Raw genomic sequence first — 16,479 nt, forward strand, 5'->3', positions numbered from 1 at the left:
GAGCATTTGACAGAACATCAGCCAAAATAGTCTAGCGGGAGGTCAGCTCATTCAGCAACTCTCTCAACCCTTCCCTAAGCCCCACTAGATTCTCATTCTTTATAGTGCTACGGCACAACAAGGTGCGAGGAACTTCCGCAGCCTCAACTTTCAGGCCGGTCCCCTTATCTGTCAGTCTGACCAGAACTTTCCGCTCATCATCGGTAGCTCTCTGACGGGACAATAACCCTTGCTGCTCCATTCGCTTGAGTAATGGCGTGAGGGTACCGGAATCCAACATCAATCTGTCTCCGAGGGTTTTGATTGTCACCTCTTCAGATTGCCCCTCCAGCTCCCACATCACCAATAACACCAGGTACTGTGGGTAGGTCAGCCCGAGCTTTTCAAGTAGAGGGCGATAAAGCGCTGTCATCATGCGTGAACTGCTGTACAACAGAAAACAGAGTTGATTATCCAAAGCCAGTAATTCACTGCGACTCTGATCAGCCAACGATTTCATTTTATTTACCGCTCTCTACACTCAGAAATTAATACCCATCCTTCCTACTCGCATGCTCAGGACTTTAGCCTCAGACATACTAACCAACACAGTCAATAGGCCAGTAATGCGCTAAGGCAGCTACTTCCCGAGAAGCTTCTGTAGAGGCTTTTCCAGTTTGGAAGGCTCAGCCGTCGGCGGGAAACGTTCGACGACTTTGCCATCGCGATCTACAAGAAACTTCGTGAAATTCCATTTCACGCCTTCAGAGCCAAGCACTCCTTTCGCTTCCTTTTTAAGAAATTGGTATAGAGGATGAGTATTGTCACCATTAACGTCAATTTTGGCGAACATGGGAAAACTAACCCCATAGTTAAGCTCACAGAACTCAGCGATCTCGCTGTTGGTTCCCGGATCCTGCTGCATAAACTGGTTGCATGGGAAGCCGAGAATCTCAAATCCCTCATCCTTGTGATCATTGTAGAGTTTCTCTAACCCTTTAAACTGAGGGGTAAAACCGCATTTGCTGGCGGTGTTCACTACCAGCAGGACTTTCCCTTTGTAGTCAGCCAGGCTCTTTTCGTTACCTTGAATATCTTCCACTGTGAAATCATAAATTCCCATGAAGCACTCCTTCTGATGATTGAACCTTGATCATTTTTATAGTTCGTACAATTATATTGTGCACAATATATTTAACCAACGACTGGTGATCAATTTTTTAATGAAGAAAATTAATCCTGGCTATAAGCCAGAATCTGGCTCAGTGCAGCCATGCCATATCCGGTATTTTCTCGCCATTCATTGAAAGCAGCCTGCACTTTCTTCAGATCTCTTTTGGATGTCGGGTTCCGATCAACCACACCCAGATTAATCAGGGCGCCACAAACATGGTCCGTCAATTTAAACGTATCTTTGCCCACCATTCTCAGAAAGCTGGGGGCTGACTGGCCACCCAACTGCTTCCCCTGCTTGGCCAAAGTTGTCCACAAAGTCACGATATCGTCAACCGGCCATTCAGCCAGAAACCGTCCGAATCCGCCTGCCGGCCGCCCCAGACTAATGACCATTTGGGCATTCACAGGTATCGCGCTCATCTTGCCCCAATGCCGAATAAGCAATTTGTTTTTCATACGCTCATCCAGGTCGGTATCTGACAACAGCACCATTTTTTCAGGCACAAAGTCGAAGAAGGCTTTTTCAAACTCCGGCCATTTCGAATCAACAAGACTGTGTTTCAATCCAGCACGGAATATTCTTCTGGTGATATTAGAGAGGTAATACGCATCAGATTTCCGGGACAACGCCTCTGCTGTCTCTACCTCAGGCAGCATTTTGGCCAGTTCACTTTCACCTCCAAAGCGTTCTTCCACTTTGGCGATACGATCCGCAATACTGATAGTTACTGGCGAAATATTCATCTTGGGATTCTTTACTTCTGTCATCAATCTCTTCCAACTCTCGTCAGTTCCTGTCAATCCTGCTGCGTATCATCGCTATCCTCAGGGATAAATTTAAGAGAGGCCGAATTGACACAATAACGCTGACCGGTGGGTTGCGGGCCATCCTCAAAGACATGCCCCAGATGGGCATCACAGTGACGACACATAATTTCCGTCCTGACCATCATGTGGCTATGATCCGATCGTTCATCTATATTCTGCTCCACTGAAGGTGCCCAGAAACTCGGCCACCCACAACCAGAGTCGTATTTCTGCTCGGAAGTAAAAAGCTCAGCGCCACAACAGACACAGGTGTACTGTCCTTTCTCCTTATTGGCATAATATTCACCGGTAAACGGACGCTCCGTGCCGGCTTTGCGGGTCACCCGATACTGTTCGTCGGTCAACTGCTCTTTCCATTCTTCATCCGATTTGTGAATTTTATCCATTGTCTACCTCGATTTTATTGTTCGCACCTATTGCCAAACGCCATAGGGTATTTAATATGTACGCCAGATTATCTTGATGGTTCAAGTATGTTAGAAGTCAAAAAATCCAATAAGTTGCAGCACGTATGTTACGAAATTCGCGGCCAGGTTTTGGAAGAAGCCAAGCGCCTGGAAGAAGAAGGCCACCGCATCCTTAAGCTGAACATCGGCAACCCCGCACCTTTCGGTTTTGATGTCCCTGACGAGATTCAGCAGGACGTCATCTATAACCTGAGCCATGCCCAAGGCTATGCCGACTCAAAAGGTCTTTTCTCGGCACGCAAGGCAGTACAGCATTACACTCAGCAGTGCGGTATCGCCAACGTGGACATTGAAGACATATACCTTGGCAATGGCGTCAGTGAACTTATTGTGATGTCAATGCAGGCTCTTCTCAATACTAATGATGAAGTCCTGATCCCCTCTCCAGACTACCCGCTCTGGACAGCAGCCGTCACTCTGTCCAGTGGGCGAGCAGTGCATTATAGCTGTGACGAACAGTCTGACTGGTTTCCCGATGTTGCCGACATTGAAAGCAAGATTACCGACCGTACCCGGGCGATTGTCATTATCAATCCCAACAATCCTACCGGGGCCGTCTACAGCCGGGATATTCTGGAACAAATTCTGGAGGTTGCCAGGCGCCATAAACTGATTGTTCTGGCGGATGAAATCTACGACAAAATTCTTTACGACGGTGCCCAACACATCAGTCTCGCCTCTCTGGCGGATGACCTGCTATTTCTGACCTTCAATGGATTATCCAAAAATTATCGGGCAGCGGGCTATCGTGCCGGCTGGATGATCGTCAGCGGAGCCAAGCTCCGGGCCGGAGACTTCATTGAGGGATTGACGATGCTGAGCTCTATGCGGTTATGCTCTAACGTGCCAGCTCAATTGGGCATACAGACCGCACTTGGGGGCTATCAGAGCATCAATGATCTAGTGGCTCCCGGAGGCAGACTTTATGAACAGCGTAATACCGCCTACGATCTCATCACACAGATTCCGGGTGTCAGCTGCGTCAAACCCAAAGGGGCCATGTACCTGTTTCCCAAGATTGACCCGAATGTCTTGAAAATCAGAAACGATGAGCTCATGGTGTTGGATCTATTGAAGCAGGAGAGAATATTGATTGTCCAGGGATCGGCGTTCAACCTTGACGATCAACAACATTTTCGCCTGGTGTTTCTCCCCAGAGTGGACGAACTGACCTCAGCCGTTGAACGAATAGAACACTTTTTGAAGGGATACGACCAATAAAGCACCGTCCCTTCTCAAATAGTTTTAACTTTGCATCATTTCGGAGCGTTTGATTTGCCGGATCTCCATATTGAAGAATTCTACAAGGACGTAGCTAAAATTCTGCTACAGATGTACAGAAGCTTCCCCCGTAAGTCACAGGTATTCGTGGAAGATATCTCCGGCCCGGATCAGCCCGATGAATATGGCATACACAGTGCCCGCCACCAATCCTGCTTCGCCGCCATGCTGTGGCTGTCGGAGGAAGGCTTTATCCGCTACCAGGACACCATCCGCCAGGAGGCTATTGATCAGGCGGTCATCACCCAGGAAACATTCTTGCGCCTGACAGGCCTTGCTGATATTGAACCAGCCGACTCGGTGCAGCCCACGACGGACACCGCAGTAGTAATGACCAATATAGAACTGATCCAGCTGGCCCTCAGGTCTGCCACCTCTACCAATCTAGCAACCCTGATGGAGCATGTACTGTTCAACCATCGCTAACGACTATTGTTCAGCTACAGCTAACGTCAGGGACCTTAAGTATATTTAATTTCCAGATCGGTTGATTTACCCCCCGATCAAACCTATTTTCGTGAGAGCCTAATCTGTATCTCTGAGGAGACTATGTTAAGAATCTTTCTGTTCATGGCTACGAATATCGCCGTCATTATTGTGGCGAGTGTTACCCTGCGTTTGTTGGGGGTAGAACCCTATCTACAGGGCTCCGGGTTGAACCTGACCTCCCTGCTGATTTTTTGCGCCGTATTCGGTATGTCCGGTGCAATGATCTCGCTATTTCTATCGAAATGGATGGCCAAGAGAGCGACCAGAACTCAGATTATTGAAAAGCCCAATAACGCCGCAGAACACTGGTTGTTGGACACTGTCAGGGAGCTGTCGAACGAAGCCGGCATTAAAATGCCTGAAGTCGGTGTATTCCCGGCCCAACAGTCTAACGCCTTTGCCACCGGCTGGAATAAAAACGATGCGCTGGTCGCAGTCAGCGCAGGACTGCTTAACCGCTTCAGTCGAGACGAAATCCGTGCCGTACTGGCTCACGAGATTGGACATGTCGCTAACGGAGACATGGTAACACTGGCTTTGATACAGGGCGTGATCAATACCTTTGTGATGTTCTTTGCAAGGATTATCGGAAACTTTGTAGACAAAGCCGTCTTTAAAAATGAGAACGGTCACGGCATTGGCTTCTTTATCACGACAATCTTCGCAGAGATTGTGCTGGGTATTTTGGCCCAGATTATCGTCATGTGGTTTTCCAGAAAGCGCGAATTTCGGGCAGACGCCATGGGAGCCAAGTTAGCCGGAACCGGCGCGATGATTGCGGCACTGGAAAAACTCAAGCTTGAAACAGAAGTGCCCAACCAGATGCCCGACACTCTAACTGCGTTAGGTATCACCGAAGGTATGAAGGGGGGCTTGAAAGCATTGTTCTCCAGCCACCCCCCTCTAGACCAGAGGATCGCCACCTTACGCCAGGCCGCCTGAATTATCCCAATCAGCCTGAAGGGCGTTCTTAAGAACTGATCAAAAAGGGCATGCCAATCACTTGGCAGGCCCTTTAAATTTCGACAGAAAACGCTTAGTAGTCCTGAGCCTGCAACTCGTAGATATAGCCGGTAAGCACAATTTTGGCGGCATCAGACAGACCGAGATACTGCAGGCCATAGCTATATTTATAAGGCAATTCCCCGGGGTCCAGTAATGTCTTATTTCGAATAGCGGCAGAGATCTTGAAGGTTTTTGATATTCCCGACACTGTCACAAGAAACTGCAACTTAATCTCTTCACCCACCGAGCCCAAACCTTCCACACTCTTCACACCTGCACCTGACTTACTGATGTCGGTAATGATGGCCTCTTTCGGCCACTCTCCCGTTCCCGGATCAAAATCACTGGTCACCGTAGCCGGTAAGTCCACCTTGAGTCTGGAAGCATTCCGAACTTCAACGGCAATCAACTCTCTTGGGTATTCAAGAAACAAATGAGGAAATGGCTGCATGGAAACATGCTTGATATAACTGCTGAATGCGAAGACGCTGGTTTTCGCCATCGACCGAACTGTAAAAGGCCGGTCTTTCTTCAAAAGAACCTGCTTACCTTCGACCACCGGCATGGTCACAATGACCCCCTGCCCCGGAACAAAACCAACCAGTTTGACGTGATATCGCCCACTGTGATCAACCCCTTCCAGATGCAGCGGATCGCCAATTCGCAGCCCCATTTTTTCAAATGGCAGCTGCATTTCCTGCTCGCTTGAGGGAGATTTATTCTCAGGTGAATCTGCCACTTTAACCACTAAGTCAGCCTAGATAAGTTTCTGAAAAATCTTCAATAAAACATGTTTAAAGTATAGGAGACCGTCAGAATACTGCGAACTATTTTGAAATATTAACCCATGCCTCCAGACCTTCCCAGGACAGAATTTGCATTGATTGACAAATCTCATCCAGCCTCAAGACACCCGATAATTTCTTTGCTTTTCAACCAATAAGAAATCCCGATTAACACCAGCATTCATCCCCGCCAGAGATTTCTCTGAATCATGGGAAGATCAAGACCTGTTCACAGTGCTAGACTACCCATAAGTGACTCAAAGTCACCTAAAAGTTCACACGAACGTCATATGCGATCATTAATCTTCAGCTAAGCAATAAAGGTGAATAAGATGTATGCCCTTAGCAAAGAGAAAAAGGATGATATCGTTTCTGAGAACGGATCTCTCAATGGTGCATCAATGATTGATGAGAACGGCAATGAAGTTCCCATTACCGAAACGATGATCCAGCAGGCATTGAGAGATATGGAACATGCCTGGGAACCCTGGCACGGCAAATGCCGGGTCATCAAAGAAAAGTGACCCGAGTAGACAGGCGACGCGTTAATTACGGAGTCCGGCCCTTATTTACTCTGGATATTAAAGCCAACAGCTGACAGCTTGCTCTGCAGCTCTGCTTTACCGCCTTTGAGCATAATTTTGACCTGCTCGAATCCCCGGCGGACCCGGTATTTTTTACGCAGTTCATCAAATGCCTTCCCTCTCTGCTCAGCGGGCAGCCTTAATGTCCGCCGGAGATTACTGTCATCATGCCGAACGTCATAACAGGTCCTGATGGCAGTGTGTAGAGCCCAGAAGGGGTCAGCACCTGCGGAAAACGCCAGCTTCTTTAACGGTGGCTCAGGCAGGAATTGCCCTAGCTTGTGCCTCTCCGGCAATCCTATGAACCGACACAGGCTTTTGTAAATCATCTCAGTGCCGGCCACTTTTCCATCCAGGGTATAACCGGCTATATGCGGGGTAACGAAGTGGCAAAGACCAGCCAGTTCCACATCGATAACAGGTTCTCCATTGAAGACATCCAACACAACACTGGGCGGATTTTCGGCCTTCAGCCGATCTTTCAAAGCGGCTTCATCCAGAACATCTCCGCGACTGGAATTGATCAGAATTTGATCCCCTCGAAGATTCTCAATAATGTCCCGGCTTAGCAAATGGCGGGTCTGAAACGGGCCATCTTCCACCAACGGGACGTGGATACTGATGACATCACACTGCAGCACTTCTTCCAAAGGAAACAGATTTTCCTCACCCGCCTGCTCCCGAGGCGGATCATTTGACTTAACTGTCATCCCAAGGTTTGCCAGCGCTTTTTCAAGGCGCGAGCCAATCTGCCCCCGCCCTACAATTCCTACTGACTTTTCTTCCAGATCAAATCCAAGATCATCGGCAAGAACAGATAATGTACCCACCACATATTCCACCACCGCACTGGCATTGCAGCCCGGGGCATTACTGTACATGATGCCTGCTGATTCAAGATAGTCTGTATCTACGTGATCAAGACCAATCGTCGCAGTGCCGACAAATTTTACCCGACTCCCCTCCAGTAACTGCCGATTCACTGGTGTAATAGAGCGCACTAGTAGTATATCGGCATCCTGAACATGCTCTGGTGTAATTTCCCTGCCCGGGTATGTCTGGATCTCGCCAACACTGGCAAAAAACTGTGGCACCAGAGGAATATTCTCATCGGCGACAATCTTCATCTCACTTCCTTTTAATTCGGATGAACTTTAATTGAACAGGCTATCGTCCGGATGAATCAGTTTCAGGCTATGTCCCAGATAACCTTCCAGATCCGGAATCAGGAAAGAGTCATCCTCACAGGCAAAGCTGATAGAGATCCCCAAAGCTCCGGCTCGTCCGGTACGCCCAATGCGATGAACATAATCTTCCGGATCATCCGGCAGATTGTAATTTATGACGTGGGTCACCCCTTCAATGTGGATTCCCCGGCCAGCCACATCCGTTGCCACTAACACACTGAAACTCCCCCGACGAAACTTCTCCAGCGTCTTCTGGCGTTTTTGCTGAGGTAATTCTCCCGAAATCATTTCGCTGGAGATGTTATTTTTATTCAGGGTTTCACATAATCTGCGAGTTTCATCCCGCCGGTTACAGAATACGATAACCTTTTCTGCGCCTTCCTCCCGAAGCAGGTTGACCAGAAGCTTCTGTTTGCGCGAACTTTCCACCATGTAGACACGCTGATCCACTGATTCGGCTGGTTTCATCTCGGATACCAGTATGATTTCCTGGGCATCCTCGGTCCAGCGACGGGCCAGGTTAAGAATATCCTCACTGAATGTCGCACTGAACAGCAGAGTTTGACGCGTTCTGGGTGTTGCCCTGACAATCCTTTTGACATCAGGAATAAAGCCCATATCCAGCATACGGTCTGCCTCATCCAACACCAGAACCTCTACCATATCCAGGTAGATGTCCCTGCTGGTTAAATGATCCAGTAGGCGGCCCGGCGTCGCGATCAACAAATCAATCGCCTCGTCCCGCAACTGCCTGCGCTGCCGATCAAGCTGCGTACCACCAATCACCGACATAATATTGACATTCATATGCCTGGCCAACTGCTTGGCATCCTTCTCGATCTGCAGGGCCAGTTCCCGAGTCGGGGCGACTACCAGAGCGCGAGGCTCGCTGGCAAAACGTTCTTCTGTTGGAATCGGGTTAGCCGCAATACGCTGTAGAATTGTAATCAGAAAAGCCGCCGTTTTACCGGTTCCGGTCTGGGCCTGTCCAATCAGGTCCCTGGCTTTTAATGTGTGTGGTAGTGTCTGCCCCTGAATCGGGGTGCAGTGGGAAAAATTCAGCCTGCTGATGGCTTTTTCCAGGAAAGGATGCAAATTCAAGCTGGAAAACGACACTTTTTGCTCTTCAACAGCTGTCGTTTCCTCTGTCATTGTTTTTTCTTCAGTGTCTATCTTATCTTCAACACTGGTCTCATCTTGGATGCCGGCATTACCGGCCACTTCGTTTTCACTCATATATTATTCTGAATTAGTTATTGATTAGGTTATTTAGTACCCATGACATTTTCTGCCACTGATACCGATATCGCGTTCAAATTTTTTCGATGCTGAACCGATCAGCCTCCAGAGACCGACCGTTCAAAAACTCCTGCAGAAACCTTAACATTAATTGCTCTGCGCGAGGAGGTAATCCTCCCTGTAGATACTTGATTGCCTGTTCGGCGACCGCCTTTTTGAACCTTACAGCATTATGGCCGCTTGCCCCGCTGAGGTTATCGAAGCTGACATTAAACTTCTCGCAACAGGCTTCAGTCAAAATCCACTCGATAGCCTGAGGTTTTACCTCAACTTTTTCAAATAAAGCCTGTTGCTCCGCGGTTCTGCCGTCAGGGGCATACCAGTATCCGTAATCCACCAGCGTGCGCCTTTGTTGTCCAGCAAGACACCAGTGAGCAATCTCATGCAAGGCGCTATTGGTATAACCATGAGCGAAATGAATTTCGTTCATTCCTGACAGGCTGCACTCATGCCCTGCTGGCACGTACAGAGGCTCATCACCTCCTGCCACAAGTAAAGTATTTTCTGCCAGCGCAAACATCTGGTTAAACAGCCCCTGCACACGCAGGGCTGCTGTTTCCACAACAATTTCTTTCCCTTCCTGCAGCAGAATCTCCGTCGCAGGCTGGATATCCGGTTCTTCGTAATTCAAAGGTAACTTCTGAGCCTAAATTAACGGTCAATACCAGACTGGTGATCAATTCCGGTTGATGGTTATGTCATCTGCGCAATACTTCTGCAAACAGACTCAACCCGCTGACTTCCTCTGAGCGTGACAAAATAAAACGCCAGATACCGACTTAGCACCACTTAAGACCAATTAAAAGTTGGTAAGTTTACATCAAGGCGGCTGAAGCTTTCACCTTTATGCACTAAACTCCCGACAATAAAGGCAGACTGGTCCGCGTAACCAACTGTAAACCGGGGAATTGGCGCACACAATTGGAACCGGAGCCGGATTAAGATGTCATAGACAGTATTACAGTTTACACAGCTATCAGGCTTTCTCCTATTCAAACTGGAACAGAGACCTATAAAAGATGATGTTAAGGACACTATTTGCCCTGTTGCTTTGCCTACCAGCGCTGGTATACGCAGAGTTCAATCTCGGTGAATCCTCTGATGCTCTTCAGGAACCAGACTTCCTTCCAGTCGATGAAGCCTACGTGTTCACCTCCTCTGTCGAGGGTAACGATCTGGTATTACACTGGAAAATTGCCGATGGCTACTACTTGTACCAGAACCGAATGAAAGTGACGCCTGCAACGTCTGACGCTTCTGTCGGAGAGTTTCAGTACGCCCAGGAAGGGAAAGAGAAGGACGATCCATATTTCGGCCTCGTCAAAGTGTTTTATCACGAGGCAGAGTTCAGAGTTCCCGTCAGCGCCGCCAGCGGACAGGAAGTAGAATTTACAGTCGGCTACCAAGGGTGCGCTGATGCCGGGCTTTGTTACCCGCCGCAAAAACGCCCTGCTCTGTTTATTGCTCCAGACGCAACAACCAACGGTATTTCCAGTACTGGCAGCGATACAACACCACAAAACGGTGGGTCAGGCTCAAAGGCATTTACGACAGAAGCCACCTCACTGACCGGCCTGTTTCTCGCAATCATTTCAGCCTTTGCCGGCGGCCTGATTCTTAACCTGATGCCCTGCGTTTTCCCTGTTCTCTCACTCAAAGCCTTTAAACTGGCCAAAGCTTCCGGCATCGAACGTCGCGAACACAAATTCCAGGCGCTGGCATACACTGCCGGGGTCGTGGCTCTATTTCTGTCAATTGCGACAGCCTTGATTGTACTGCGAGCGGGAGGCGAGAGTGTTGGCTGGGGGTTCCAACTCCAGTCGCCATGGTTTGTTGGTCTGATGGTATACATTCTCTTTCTGCTAGGGTTGAGCCTGTCAGGCTTCATTGAATTCGGTACCAGCCTGATGGGTGCAGGAGAAAGCCTGACAACGAAAGGCGGTAAGCGAGGCGCATTCTTTACCGGTGCGCTGGCAGTGCTCGTTGCCAGTCCATGTACAGCTCCCTTTATGGGAACGGCGATGGGGTATGCGATTACCCAACCACCCGCTGTATCCCTGACGATCTTCGCCAGCCTTGGTCTTGGTATGGCATCTCCTTTTCTTGCCATTGCCTACATTCCAACCCTGGCCAAAGCATTACCGAAGCCCGGCGCATGGATGGACACGTTCAAGCAAATTCTCGCGTTCCCACTTTACTTGTCAGCTCTCTGGTTATTGTGGGTTCTGGGCAGACAAACTGGCGTGAACGGGATGACCTGGGTATTGGCAGGACTGATTGCCCTGACCTTTGCCGCCTGGATTCATCGTCGCGCTCGCTCTCTTTCCGGTGCCGCCAAATGGTTTGAAAGAGCATTTGCGGCGTCTGCTGGTGTATTTGCTATCTGGGTGCTGACCACAACAACCACTCCGCAACGAATTGAACAGGCCGCCGCTTTTCAACAGGACGCCATAGAGCAATATCGCAATGAAGGTAAAACCGTCTTTGTAAATGTAACGGCAGACTGGTGTGTCAGTTGTCTCGTCAATGAAAATGCCGTTTTGAGTCAAAGCCCGGTGGCAGAAGTGCTGGCATCAGAGGAAGTGGCCTACATCAAAGGAGACTGGACTAACAGTGATCCTTTGATCACTGACTACCTTGCCTCTTTCGGCCGTAACGGAGTCCCCCTGTATGTGGTTTACCGGTCAGGCCAGGATCCTATCGTCCTCCCTCAGATACTGACCACGAGCACAGTGATGGACGCACTCTCCAGCATCAACTGATAAACCCACATAAACTAACAAAGCCCGCAGCGGATCAGGGCGACAAAATGGGGTACAACCTAGATTTAAACTATGCTGAGCTCTTTCGAATGTGGTAGTAAAAAAAGTCACCACGTTCTTCACTCAACAGCAGCTCATGCCCCAAAAATTCGCAAAACTTCGGAATATCACGCTGGGTAGAGGGATCCGTGGCCTTCACTTCCAGCACCTGACCCTCCTCGATATCCCTGATCTTGTTGTGCAACATCATTACTGGTTCAGGGCATAACAGGCCTTCGGCATCAAGTGTTGCCTCGACAACATAATCTTGTGGCTTGGTCACTTTGCACACTCTTTTTATCTACATAAACTTTTCGATTTTCATCCTGAAATTTTCAGGATTGTCCTATACTGATATTTAAGATTAATACTGGTAAGTGGTTACCATTGTTAATCTTTTTTGCGGGCACGAAGGATACCGTGACCAGATAGTACTTTCCAACGATAACGATAAAGGGATGACATTATGATTCGAGTCATTATAGAAAGATACGTCGATAACTCCCTCGAAGAGCACTACGAAACAGCGGCTAAAAGAATTCTGCAGGGCGCAGTCCAGGCGAACGGGTTTATTAACGGTGAATCTCTGCGGGATATGCAGGACTCCACTCACCGGGTGTTACTGAGTACCTGGGCAACGGTGCAGCACTGGCAGCAGTGGCATGGGTCTCCTGAGCGCAAGGCATTAATGGCTGAACTCGCCCCCATGCTGAATCAGGAAGAGAAAGTGACCCTACTGGATCACTATGACTAACCTAACCATTTCCCTGTATTCCTATCAGAACTTTTCAGGATTGGAGGCCAAAACTAGCTGACATTGCTTTTATCGGGAAAAGGGGCGGTTAATACAATCACCGTCACCTCTTCCCGGTCATGATACAACTGCTTCACCCTGACCTCAGCCTCCACTTCCGCAGACTCCAGCTTTTGCTGCAGTTTCTGCAGGCAAGCTTCCACCGCATCAAACCTGGACTTCATTGGCAACTTGAGATTAAACAGTGCGTATCGGGTCCAACCATGCACCAGCCAGTCCGCCATCCTTTCCAAAGTCCGCGTGGGTTTGTCCACGATATCACATACCACCCAATCCACTGGCTTGGGCGGCTTGTAAACGAAACCGTCAGAAGCAACATAGGCGACATCCGCATCCTGCATTAAAGAAGGAGCCAGAGCACCGTGATCCACCGCAGTCATCCGCAGCCCCTGGCTGACCATATACCAGGTCCACCCACCCGGCGCAGCTCCCAGATCGACGCCTCGCTGACCACGCTTGAGCACAAAGGCTTTTTCATAAGGCTCAAGCATGACCATAAAGGCTTCTTCAATTTTCAAGGCGGACCTGCTGGGAGCTTCTGGATCAAAACGCAGCCGAGGTATACCTTCTTCAAAATGACTCATGGCAGGTTTGGCACCTGCTGCCACAAGGAAATGCTGTCCCGTCAAGCAGGTGACAAAGCAAACCGGCAGCCGTGAATCTTTTTTCGCCGTCAGCAGTCCGGCCGCCTTCATGGCCGAACTCATCGGAGCTACCAGTTTTTTGCTCAAGCCTCGTAAAGACCCCTGCTCATCATCCCCTGGCGCTTCGATTCTGAGATACCCAAACCGACTGCCGCAATTCTGTAAGGCCTCGACCACCGGGGAGACACGGTCCTTCGCCGACTCTGCTTCCACCTCACCAATTACCAGATACAGCTGACGCACAAACACCATCTGATCGGACCGCAGATCTGCGTACAATTTGTTCGCATTTCCCTGAGAGACCTGCCAGTAAACCCATCCCTGCTGATCCTGTATCCTGCTGTAGCCATAGACAAGATACTGCCCGGCCACCTGCTGCAATTCCTGCAGACATTCTTTTTCGAATCCTTTACGGCAATATGCCAGCAGGCCTGTGGATTTAAGATTGTGAAGCATGCAAATCTACCAACGTGATCAGTTCAGATTAAAAAACATAGAGGAAGAAAACGGCAACGCGCATTATAAGCATCGACTGTATTTTTTTATATCGTTCTCTCTACTTGGACCCAGCAAGAACAAATTCCCTCAACGCCCTTACAGCCAGCGCCAGATTTTCTTCTTTCGTCAGTCCGCTGGATTTTCTCGGGGCAAGATCATGATTACCGTCTTCCGCCCAACACAATTTGATATTCTCGCCCAGGTATGTCTCCACCCCCTCTTCTTTGTTTCCGAAAGGATCCCGACTCCCCTGTACGATCAAACCGGGAACAGGAAGAGCGCTTAGGTGCTCTGTTCTCAATTTTTCCGGCTTGCCTGGCGGATGAAAAGGGTAACCCAAGGCAAACCAACCTTTCAGATGGGGAATTTCATTGGCTTTTTCACTGACCAAAAGACTTGCCATACGCCCCCCCATGGATTTCCCACCGATATAAAGGCAAGCATCTTGGGGACATTCATTCGTCGCCGCCATAAAACTTTCCAGCAACTTGGGTTGTCTGTCCGGCGGACGCTTCCTGCCATCTTCTCGGCGTTTGGCCATGTAATCGAATTCAAACCTCAGCACTCCGATATCATCACTGGCAACGCCTAACGCAATGGCCGACATAAAATCAGTATCCATGGGTGCACCGGCACCGTGTGCCAAGACAACAACATTTCGGGCATGACGGTTGCCGTCATATATACAGGTCATAAACAGCTCCTATATTCTGGTTTTGGAAGGTCAATCTGAAATTAAAAGCGCGAAATATTCTGCAGACAATTTACGCCACCTCCTGCACAACCATCTTCACAATTGCCAATGCGTCAAACCACAGATTCCCACAGTGACTCTCGTCAGCTTTCGCATCAATTGTTCCATGGAGCGCAGAAAGAATGCTCCTGCCGAAAAAATGTCGCTTTCAGATCCCTTGTTAATTAGCCACATTCCAAAGAAAACACTATCATTATCTTCAAAAACACCCCCTCTTGACTCATGTCAAAGTTGAGAAACCTTCAGTATTGATAATGGGTTTGGGCGGTATATTGAGTTGACATGTCTAATGCTCAGCTCTTATGCTTCGCCCCGCTGTCGAGGGGAGACCGCGGAAGACACCCTCTTCCAGCCGCTGATTTTGGCGGTTACCGGGCCACAGGAAGTGCTAATCTTTCCAGCAGCAAGATTTAGCGCCATTCAACCAAAACTCAGGGTATGGAATAATCAGTAATGAATACAGCAAGTGCTAACGAGACCTACAACTATAAGGTGGTACGCCAGTTTGCCATCATGACAGTTGTCTGGGGTATTGTGGGCATGGCCGTCGGTGTGCTCATTGCAGCTCAGCTGGTGTGGCCAGAGCTTAACACACAATATCCATGGTTCCACTTCGGTCGACTGAGGCCGCTTCACACTAATGCCGTCATTTTCGCCTTCGGCGGGTGTGCGCTTTTCGCCACCTCTTATTACGTGGTACAGCGAACGTCCCAAGCTCGACTGTTTTCTGATGGTCTCGCAGCATTTACCTTCTGGGGCTGGCAGGCAGTCATTGTGGCTGCGGCAATTACATTGCCCCTGGGTTACACGACTTCCAAAGAATACGCAGAACTGGAGTGGCCGATTGATATCCTGATCACACTGGTCTGGGTTTCCTACGCCATCGTGTTCTTCGGCACCATTGCCAAGCGTAAGATGAAGCACATCTACGTTGCCAACTGGTTCTTCGGTGCTTTCATCCTGACCGTTGCAGTACTGCACATCGGTAACAGCATGGCAGTTCCTGTGTCCGCAATGAAATCCTACTCTGTATACGCTGGAGCTATCGATGCGATGGTTCAGTGGTGGTATGGACACAACGCGGTTGGTTTCTTCCTGACTGCCGGCTTCCTCGGCATGATGTACTACTTTGTACCCAAACAGGCAGAGCGTCCGGTTTACTCCTACCGTCTGTCGATTGTTCACTTCTGGGCGCTGATCAGTATTTACGTCTGGGCCGGGGCTCACCATCTTCACTACAGCGCACTGCCTGACTGGGCTCAAAGCGCAGGTATGGTCATGTCACTGATTCTGTTGGCGCCATCCTGGGGGGGTATGATCAACGGTATGATGACACTGTCAGGTGCATGGCATAAGCTGCGTACCGATCCAGTTCTTCGCTTCCTCGTGGTGTCCCTGAGTTTCTACGGTATGTCCACCTTTGAAGGCCCGATGATGTCCATCAAGACAGTTAACGCACTGTCCCACAACACCGACTGGACCATCGGTCACGTGCATTCCGGTGCGCTGGGCTGGGTTGCCATGATTTCTATCGGTGCTCTGTATCATCTGATTCCCCGCCTGTATGGACTGAGAAGCATGTTCAGTACCGATCTGGTCAATGTTCACTTCTGGCTGGCAACCATCGGCACAGTGCTTTATATCGCAGCCATGTGGGTCAACGGCATCATGCAAGGTCTGATGTGGCGTGCAGTGAACGCTGACGGCACCCTACAGTACAGCTTTGTTCAGGCGCTTGATGCCAGCTATCCGGGATACGTTATCAGGGTACTTGGTGGCGCTGTGTTCCTGTCTGGTATGCTGCTCATGGCTTACAACGTATATAGAACTATCCGTCAACGTGACGCCGTGGCTGATGATGCCGCAGCTGTTCCGCAGACTGCATAAG

At 49.3% G+C, this 16,479-nt stretch carries 18 protein-coding genes; 7 read left to right on the forward strand and 11 right to left on the reverse strand.

What is annotated here, in order from left to right; translation table 11 throughout:
- Positions 1 to 31 precede the first annotated feature (31 nt).
- The 4 genes from F566_RS0124890 to msrB all read right to left on the reverse strand — a co-directional run bounded on the left by F566_RS0124890 (position 32) and on the right by msrB (position 2,369).
- Positions 32 to 499: a MarR family winged helix-turn-helix transcriptional regulator gene (locus F566_RS0124890; protein WP_020409755.1), complete on the reverse strand. Its 468-nt coding sequence runs from the start codon at positions 497 to 499 to the stop codon at positions 32 to 34.
- 120 nt (positions 500 to 619) lie between these two features.
- Entirely contained in the window at positions 620 to 1,102 is a 483-nt protein-coding gene (locus F566_RS0124895; RefSeq protein ID WP_020409756.1) for a glutathione peroxidase, read from the reverse strand.
- A gap of 110 nt (positions 1,103 to 1,212) precedes the next feature.
- On the reverse strand, positions 1,213 to 1,923 hold the full coding sequence (locus F566_RS0124900; protein ID WP_020409757.1) for a DNA-3-methyladenine glycosylase I: 711 nt from the start codon (positions 1,921 to 1,923) through the stop codon (positions 1,213 to 1,215).
- Positions 1,924 to 1,952: 29 nt separating this feature from the next.
- Positions 1,953 to 2,369 carry a peptide-methionine (R)-S-oxide reductase MsrB gene (gene msrB, locus F566_RS0124905; RefSeq protein ID WP_020409758.1) on the reverse strand — a complete coding sequence of 139 codons (417 nt, stop codon included), beginning with the start codon at positions 2,367 to 2,369 and terminating at the stop codon, positions 1,953 to 1,955.
- 87 nt (positions 2,370 to 2,456) lie between these two features.
- On the opposite strand from msrB, the gene F566_RS0124910 reads away from it, so the two are divergent.
- The 3 genes from F566_RS0124910 to htpX all read left to right on the forward strand — a co-directional run bounded on the left by F566_RS0124910 (position 2,457) and on the right by htpX (position 5,162).
- Positions 2,457 to 3,671, forward strand: coding sequence for a pyridoxal phosphate-dependent aminotransferase (locus tag F566_RS0124910; protein ID WP_020409759.1), 1,215 nt, complete (start codon positions 2,457 to 2,459; stop codon positions 3,669 to 3,671).
- Between the two features lie 54 nt (positions 3,672 to 3,725).
- Positions 3,726 to 4,157, forward strand: a complete 432-nt coding sequence (locus F566_RS0124915; RefSeq protein ID WP_020409760.1) for a hypothetical protein — start codon at positions 3,726 to 3,728, stop codon at positions 4,155 to 4,157.
- A gap of 123 nt (positions 4,158 to 4,280) precedes the next feature.
- Positions 4,281 to 5,162, forward strand: coding sequence for a protease HtpX (gene htpX / locus F566_RS0124920; RefSeq protein ID WP_020409761.1), 882 nt, complete (start codon positions 4,281 to 4,283; stop codon positions 5,160 to 5,162).
- A gap of 94 nt (positions 5,163 to 5,256) precedes the next feature.
- Here the strand turns inward: htpX and F566_RS0124925 are convergent, their stop codons facing one another.
- Positions 5,257 to 5,964 (reverse strand): flagellar brake protein, encoded by a 708-nt coding sequence (locus F566_RS0124925; protein WP_245555300.1) that lies wholly within the window; start codon positions 5,962 to 5,964, stop codon positions 5,257 to 5,259.
- Positions 5,965 to 6,342: 378 nt separating this feature from the next.
- Between F566_RS0124925 and F566_RS33955 the strand changes: the two genes are divergently transcribed.
- Positions 6,343 to 6,534 (forward strand): PA1571 family protein, encoded by a 192-nt coding sequence (locus F566_RS33955; protein ID WP_020409763.1) that lies wholly within the window; start codon positions 6,343 to 6,345, stop codon positions 6,532 to 6,534.
- 41 nt (positions 6,535 to 6,575) lie between these two features.
- On the opposite strand, the gene pdxB is transcribed toward F566_RS33955, so the two are convergent.
- The 3 genes from pdxB to F566_RS0124945 all read right to left on the reverse strand — a co-directional run bounded on the left by pdxB (position 6,576) and on the right by F566_RS0124945 (position 9,711).
- Positions 6,576 to 7,721: a 4-phosphoerythronate dehydrogenase PdxB gene (gene pdxB, locus F566_RS0124935; protein WP_020409764.1), complete on the reverse strand. Its 1,146-nt coding sequence runs from the start codon at positions 7,719 to 7,721 to the stop codon at positions 6,576 to 6,578.
- A gap of 27 nt (positions 7,722 to 7,748) precedes the next feature.
- Positions 7,749 to 9,017, reverse strand: a complete 1,269-nt coding sequence (locus tag F566_RS0124940; RefSeq protein ID WP_020409765.1) for a DEAD/DEAH box helicase — start codon at positions 9,015 to 9,017, stop codon at positions 7,749 to 7,751.
- 76 nt (positions 9,018 to 9,093) lie between these two features.
- Positions 9,094 to 9,711, reverse strand: a complete 618-nt coding sequence (locus F566_RS0124945) for an elongation factor P hydroxylase (RefSeq protein ID WP_020409766.1) — start codon at positions 9,709 to 9,711, stop codon at positions 9,094 to 9,096.
- Between the two features lie 388 nt (positions 9,712 to 10,099).
- On the opposite strand from F566_RS0124945, the gene F566_RS0124950 reads away from it, so the two are divergent.
- Positions 10,100 to 11,842, forward strand: coding sequence for a protein-disulfide reductase DsbD family protein (locus tag F566_RS0124950; RefSeq protein ID WP_020409767.1), 1,743 nt, complete (start codon positions 10,100 to 10,102; stop codon positions 11,840 to 11,842).
- Positions 11,843 to 11,912: 70 nt separating this feature from the next.
- Here F566_RS0124950 and tusA read toward each other — a convergent pair whose 3' ends face one another.
- Positions 11,913 to 12,173, reverse strand: coding sequence for a sulfurtransferase TusA (tusA, locus tag F566_RS0124955; RefSeq protein ID WP_020409768.1), 261 nt, complete (start codon positions 12,171 to 12,173; stop codon positions 11,913 to 11,915).
- A gap of 174 nt (positions 12,174 to 12,347) precedes the next feature.
- Here tusA and F566_RS0124960 point away from each other — a divergent pair, with 174 nt between their 5' ends.
- On the forward strand, positions 12,348 to 12,635 hold the full coding sequence (locus tag F566_RS0124960; RefSeq protein WP_020409769.1) for an antibiotic biosynthesis monooxygenase family protein: 288 nt from the start codon (positions 12,348 to 12,350) through the stop codon (positions 12,633 to 12,635).
- Between the two features lie 53 nt (positions 12,636 to 12,688).
- On the opposite strand, the gene rlmM is transcribed toward F566_RS0124960, so the two are convergent.
- Together rlmM and F566_RS0124970 are read right to left on the reverse strand one after the other, a co-directional pair.
- Complete coding sequence (gene rlmM / locus F566_RS0124965) at positions 12,689 to 13,795, reverse strand: 23S rRNA (cytidine(2498)-2'-O)-methyltransferase RlmM (RefSeq protein ID WP_020409770.1); 1,107 nt, start codon at positions 13,793 to 13,795, stop codon at positions 12,689 to 12,691.
- A 100-nt stretch (positions 13,796 to 13,895) separates the two neighbouring features.
- Positions 13,896 to 14,531, reverse strand: coding sequence for an alpha/beta family hydrolase (locus F566_RS0124970; protein WP_020409771.1), 636 nt, complete (start codon positions 14,529 to 14,531; stop codon positions 13,896 to 13,898).
- A gap of 513 nt (positions 14,532 to 15,044) precedes the next feature.
- On the opposite strand from F566_RS0124970, the gene ccoN reads away from it, so the two are divergent.
- Positions 15,045 to 16,478 carry a cytochrome-c oxidase, cbb3-type subunit I gene (gene ccoN / locus F566_RS0124975; protein ID WP_020409772.1) on the forward strand — a complete coding sequence of 478 codons (1,434 nt, stop codon included), beginning with the start codon at positions 15,045 to 15,047 and terminating at the stop codon, positions 16,476 to 16,478.
- Position 16,479: the final 1 nt, after the last annotated feature.

This window comes from Hahella ganghwensis DSM 17046 (assembly GCF_000376785.1).
Taxonomy (GTDB): domain Bacteria; phylum Pseudomonadota; class Gammaproteobacteria; order Pseudomonadales; family Oleiphilaceae; genus Hahella; species Hahella ganghwensis.

Bases quoted from the DNA above. Each gene is read 5' to 3' on its own strand.
- msrB (WP_020409758.1), bottom strand. From the start codon at position 2,369: ATGGATAAAATTCACAAATCGGATGAAGAATGGAAAGAGCAGTTGACC.
- F566_RS0124940 (WP_020409765.1), bottom strand. From the start codon at position 9,017: ATGAGTGAAAACGAAGTGGCCGGTAATGCCGGCATCCAAGATGAGACC.
- rlmM (WP_020409770.1), bottom strand. From the start codon at position 13,795: ATGCTTCACAATCTTAAATCCACAGGCCTGCTGGCATATTGCCGTAAA.
- F566_RS0124910 (WP_020409759.1), top strand. From the start codon at position 2,457: ATGTTAGAAGTCAAAAAATCCAATAAGTTGCAGCACGTATGTTACGAA.
- ccoN (WP_020409772.1), top strand. From the start codon at position 15,045: ATGAATACAGCAAGTGCTAACGAGACCTACAACTATAAGGTGGTACGC.
- F566_RS0124895 (WP_020409756.1), bottom strand. From the start codon at position 1,102: ATGGGAATTTATGATTTCACAGTGGAAGATATTCAAGGTAACGAAAAG.
- pdxB (WP_020409764.1), bottom strand. From the start codon at position 7,721: ATGAAGATTGTCGCCGATGAGAATATTCCTCTGGTGCCACAGTTTTTT.
- F566_RS0124960 (WP_020409769.1), top strand. From the start codon at position 12,348: ATGATTCGAGTCATTATAGAAAGATACGTCGATAACTCCCTCGAAGAG.
- F566_RS33955 (WP_020409763.1), top strand. From the start codon at position 6,343: ATGTATGCCCTTAGCAAAGAGAAAAAGGATGATATCGTTTCTGAGAAC.
- F566_RS0124950 (WP_020409767.1), top strand. From the start codon at position 10,100: ATGATGTTAAGGACACTATTTGCCCTGTTGCTTTGCCTACCAGCGCTG.
- F566_RS0124900 (WP_020409757.1), bottom strand. From the start codon at position 1,923: ATGACAGAAGTAAAGAATCCCAAGATGAATATTTCGCCAGTAACTATC.
- htpX (WP_020409761.1), top strand. From the start codon at position 4,281: ATGTTAAGAATCTTTCTGTTCATGGCTACGAATATCGCCGTCATTATT.
- F566_RS0124890 (WP_020409755.1), bottom strand. From the start codon at position 499: ATGAAATCGTTGGCTGATCAGAGTCGCAGTGAATTACTGGCTTTGGAT.
- F566_RS0124970 (WP_020409771.1), bottom strand. From the start codon at position 14,531: ATGACCTGTATATATGACGGCAACCGTCATGCCCGAAATGTTGTTGTC.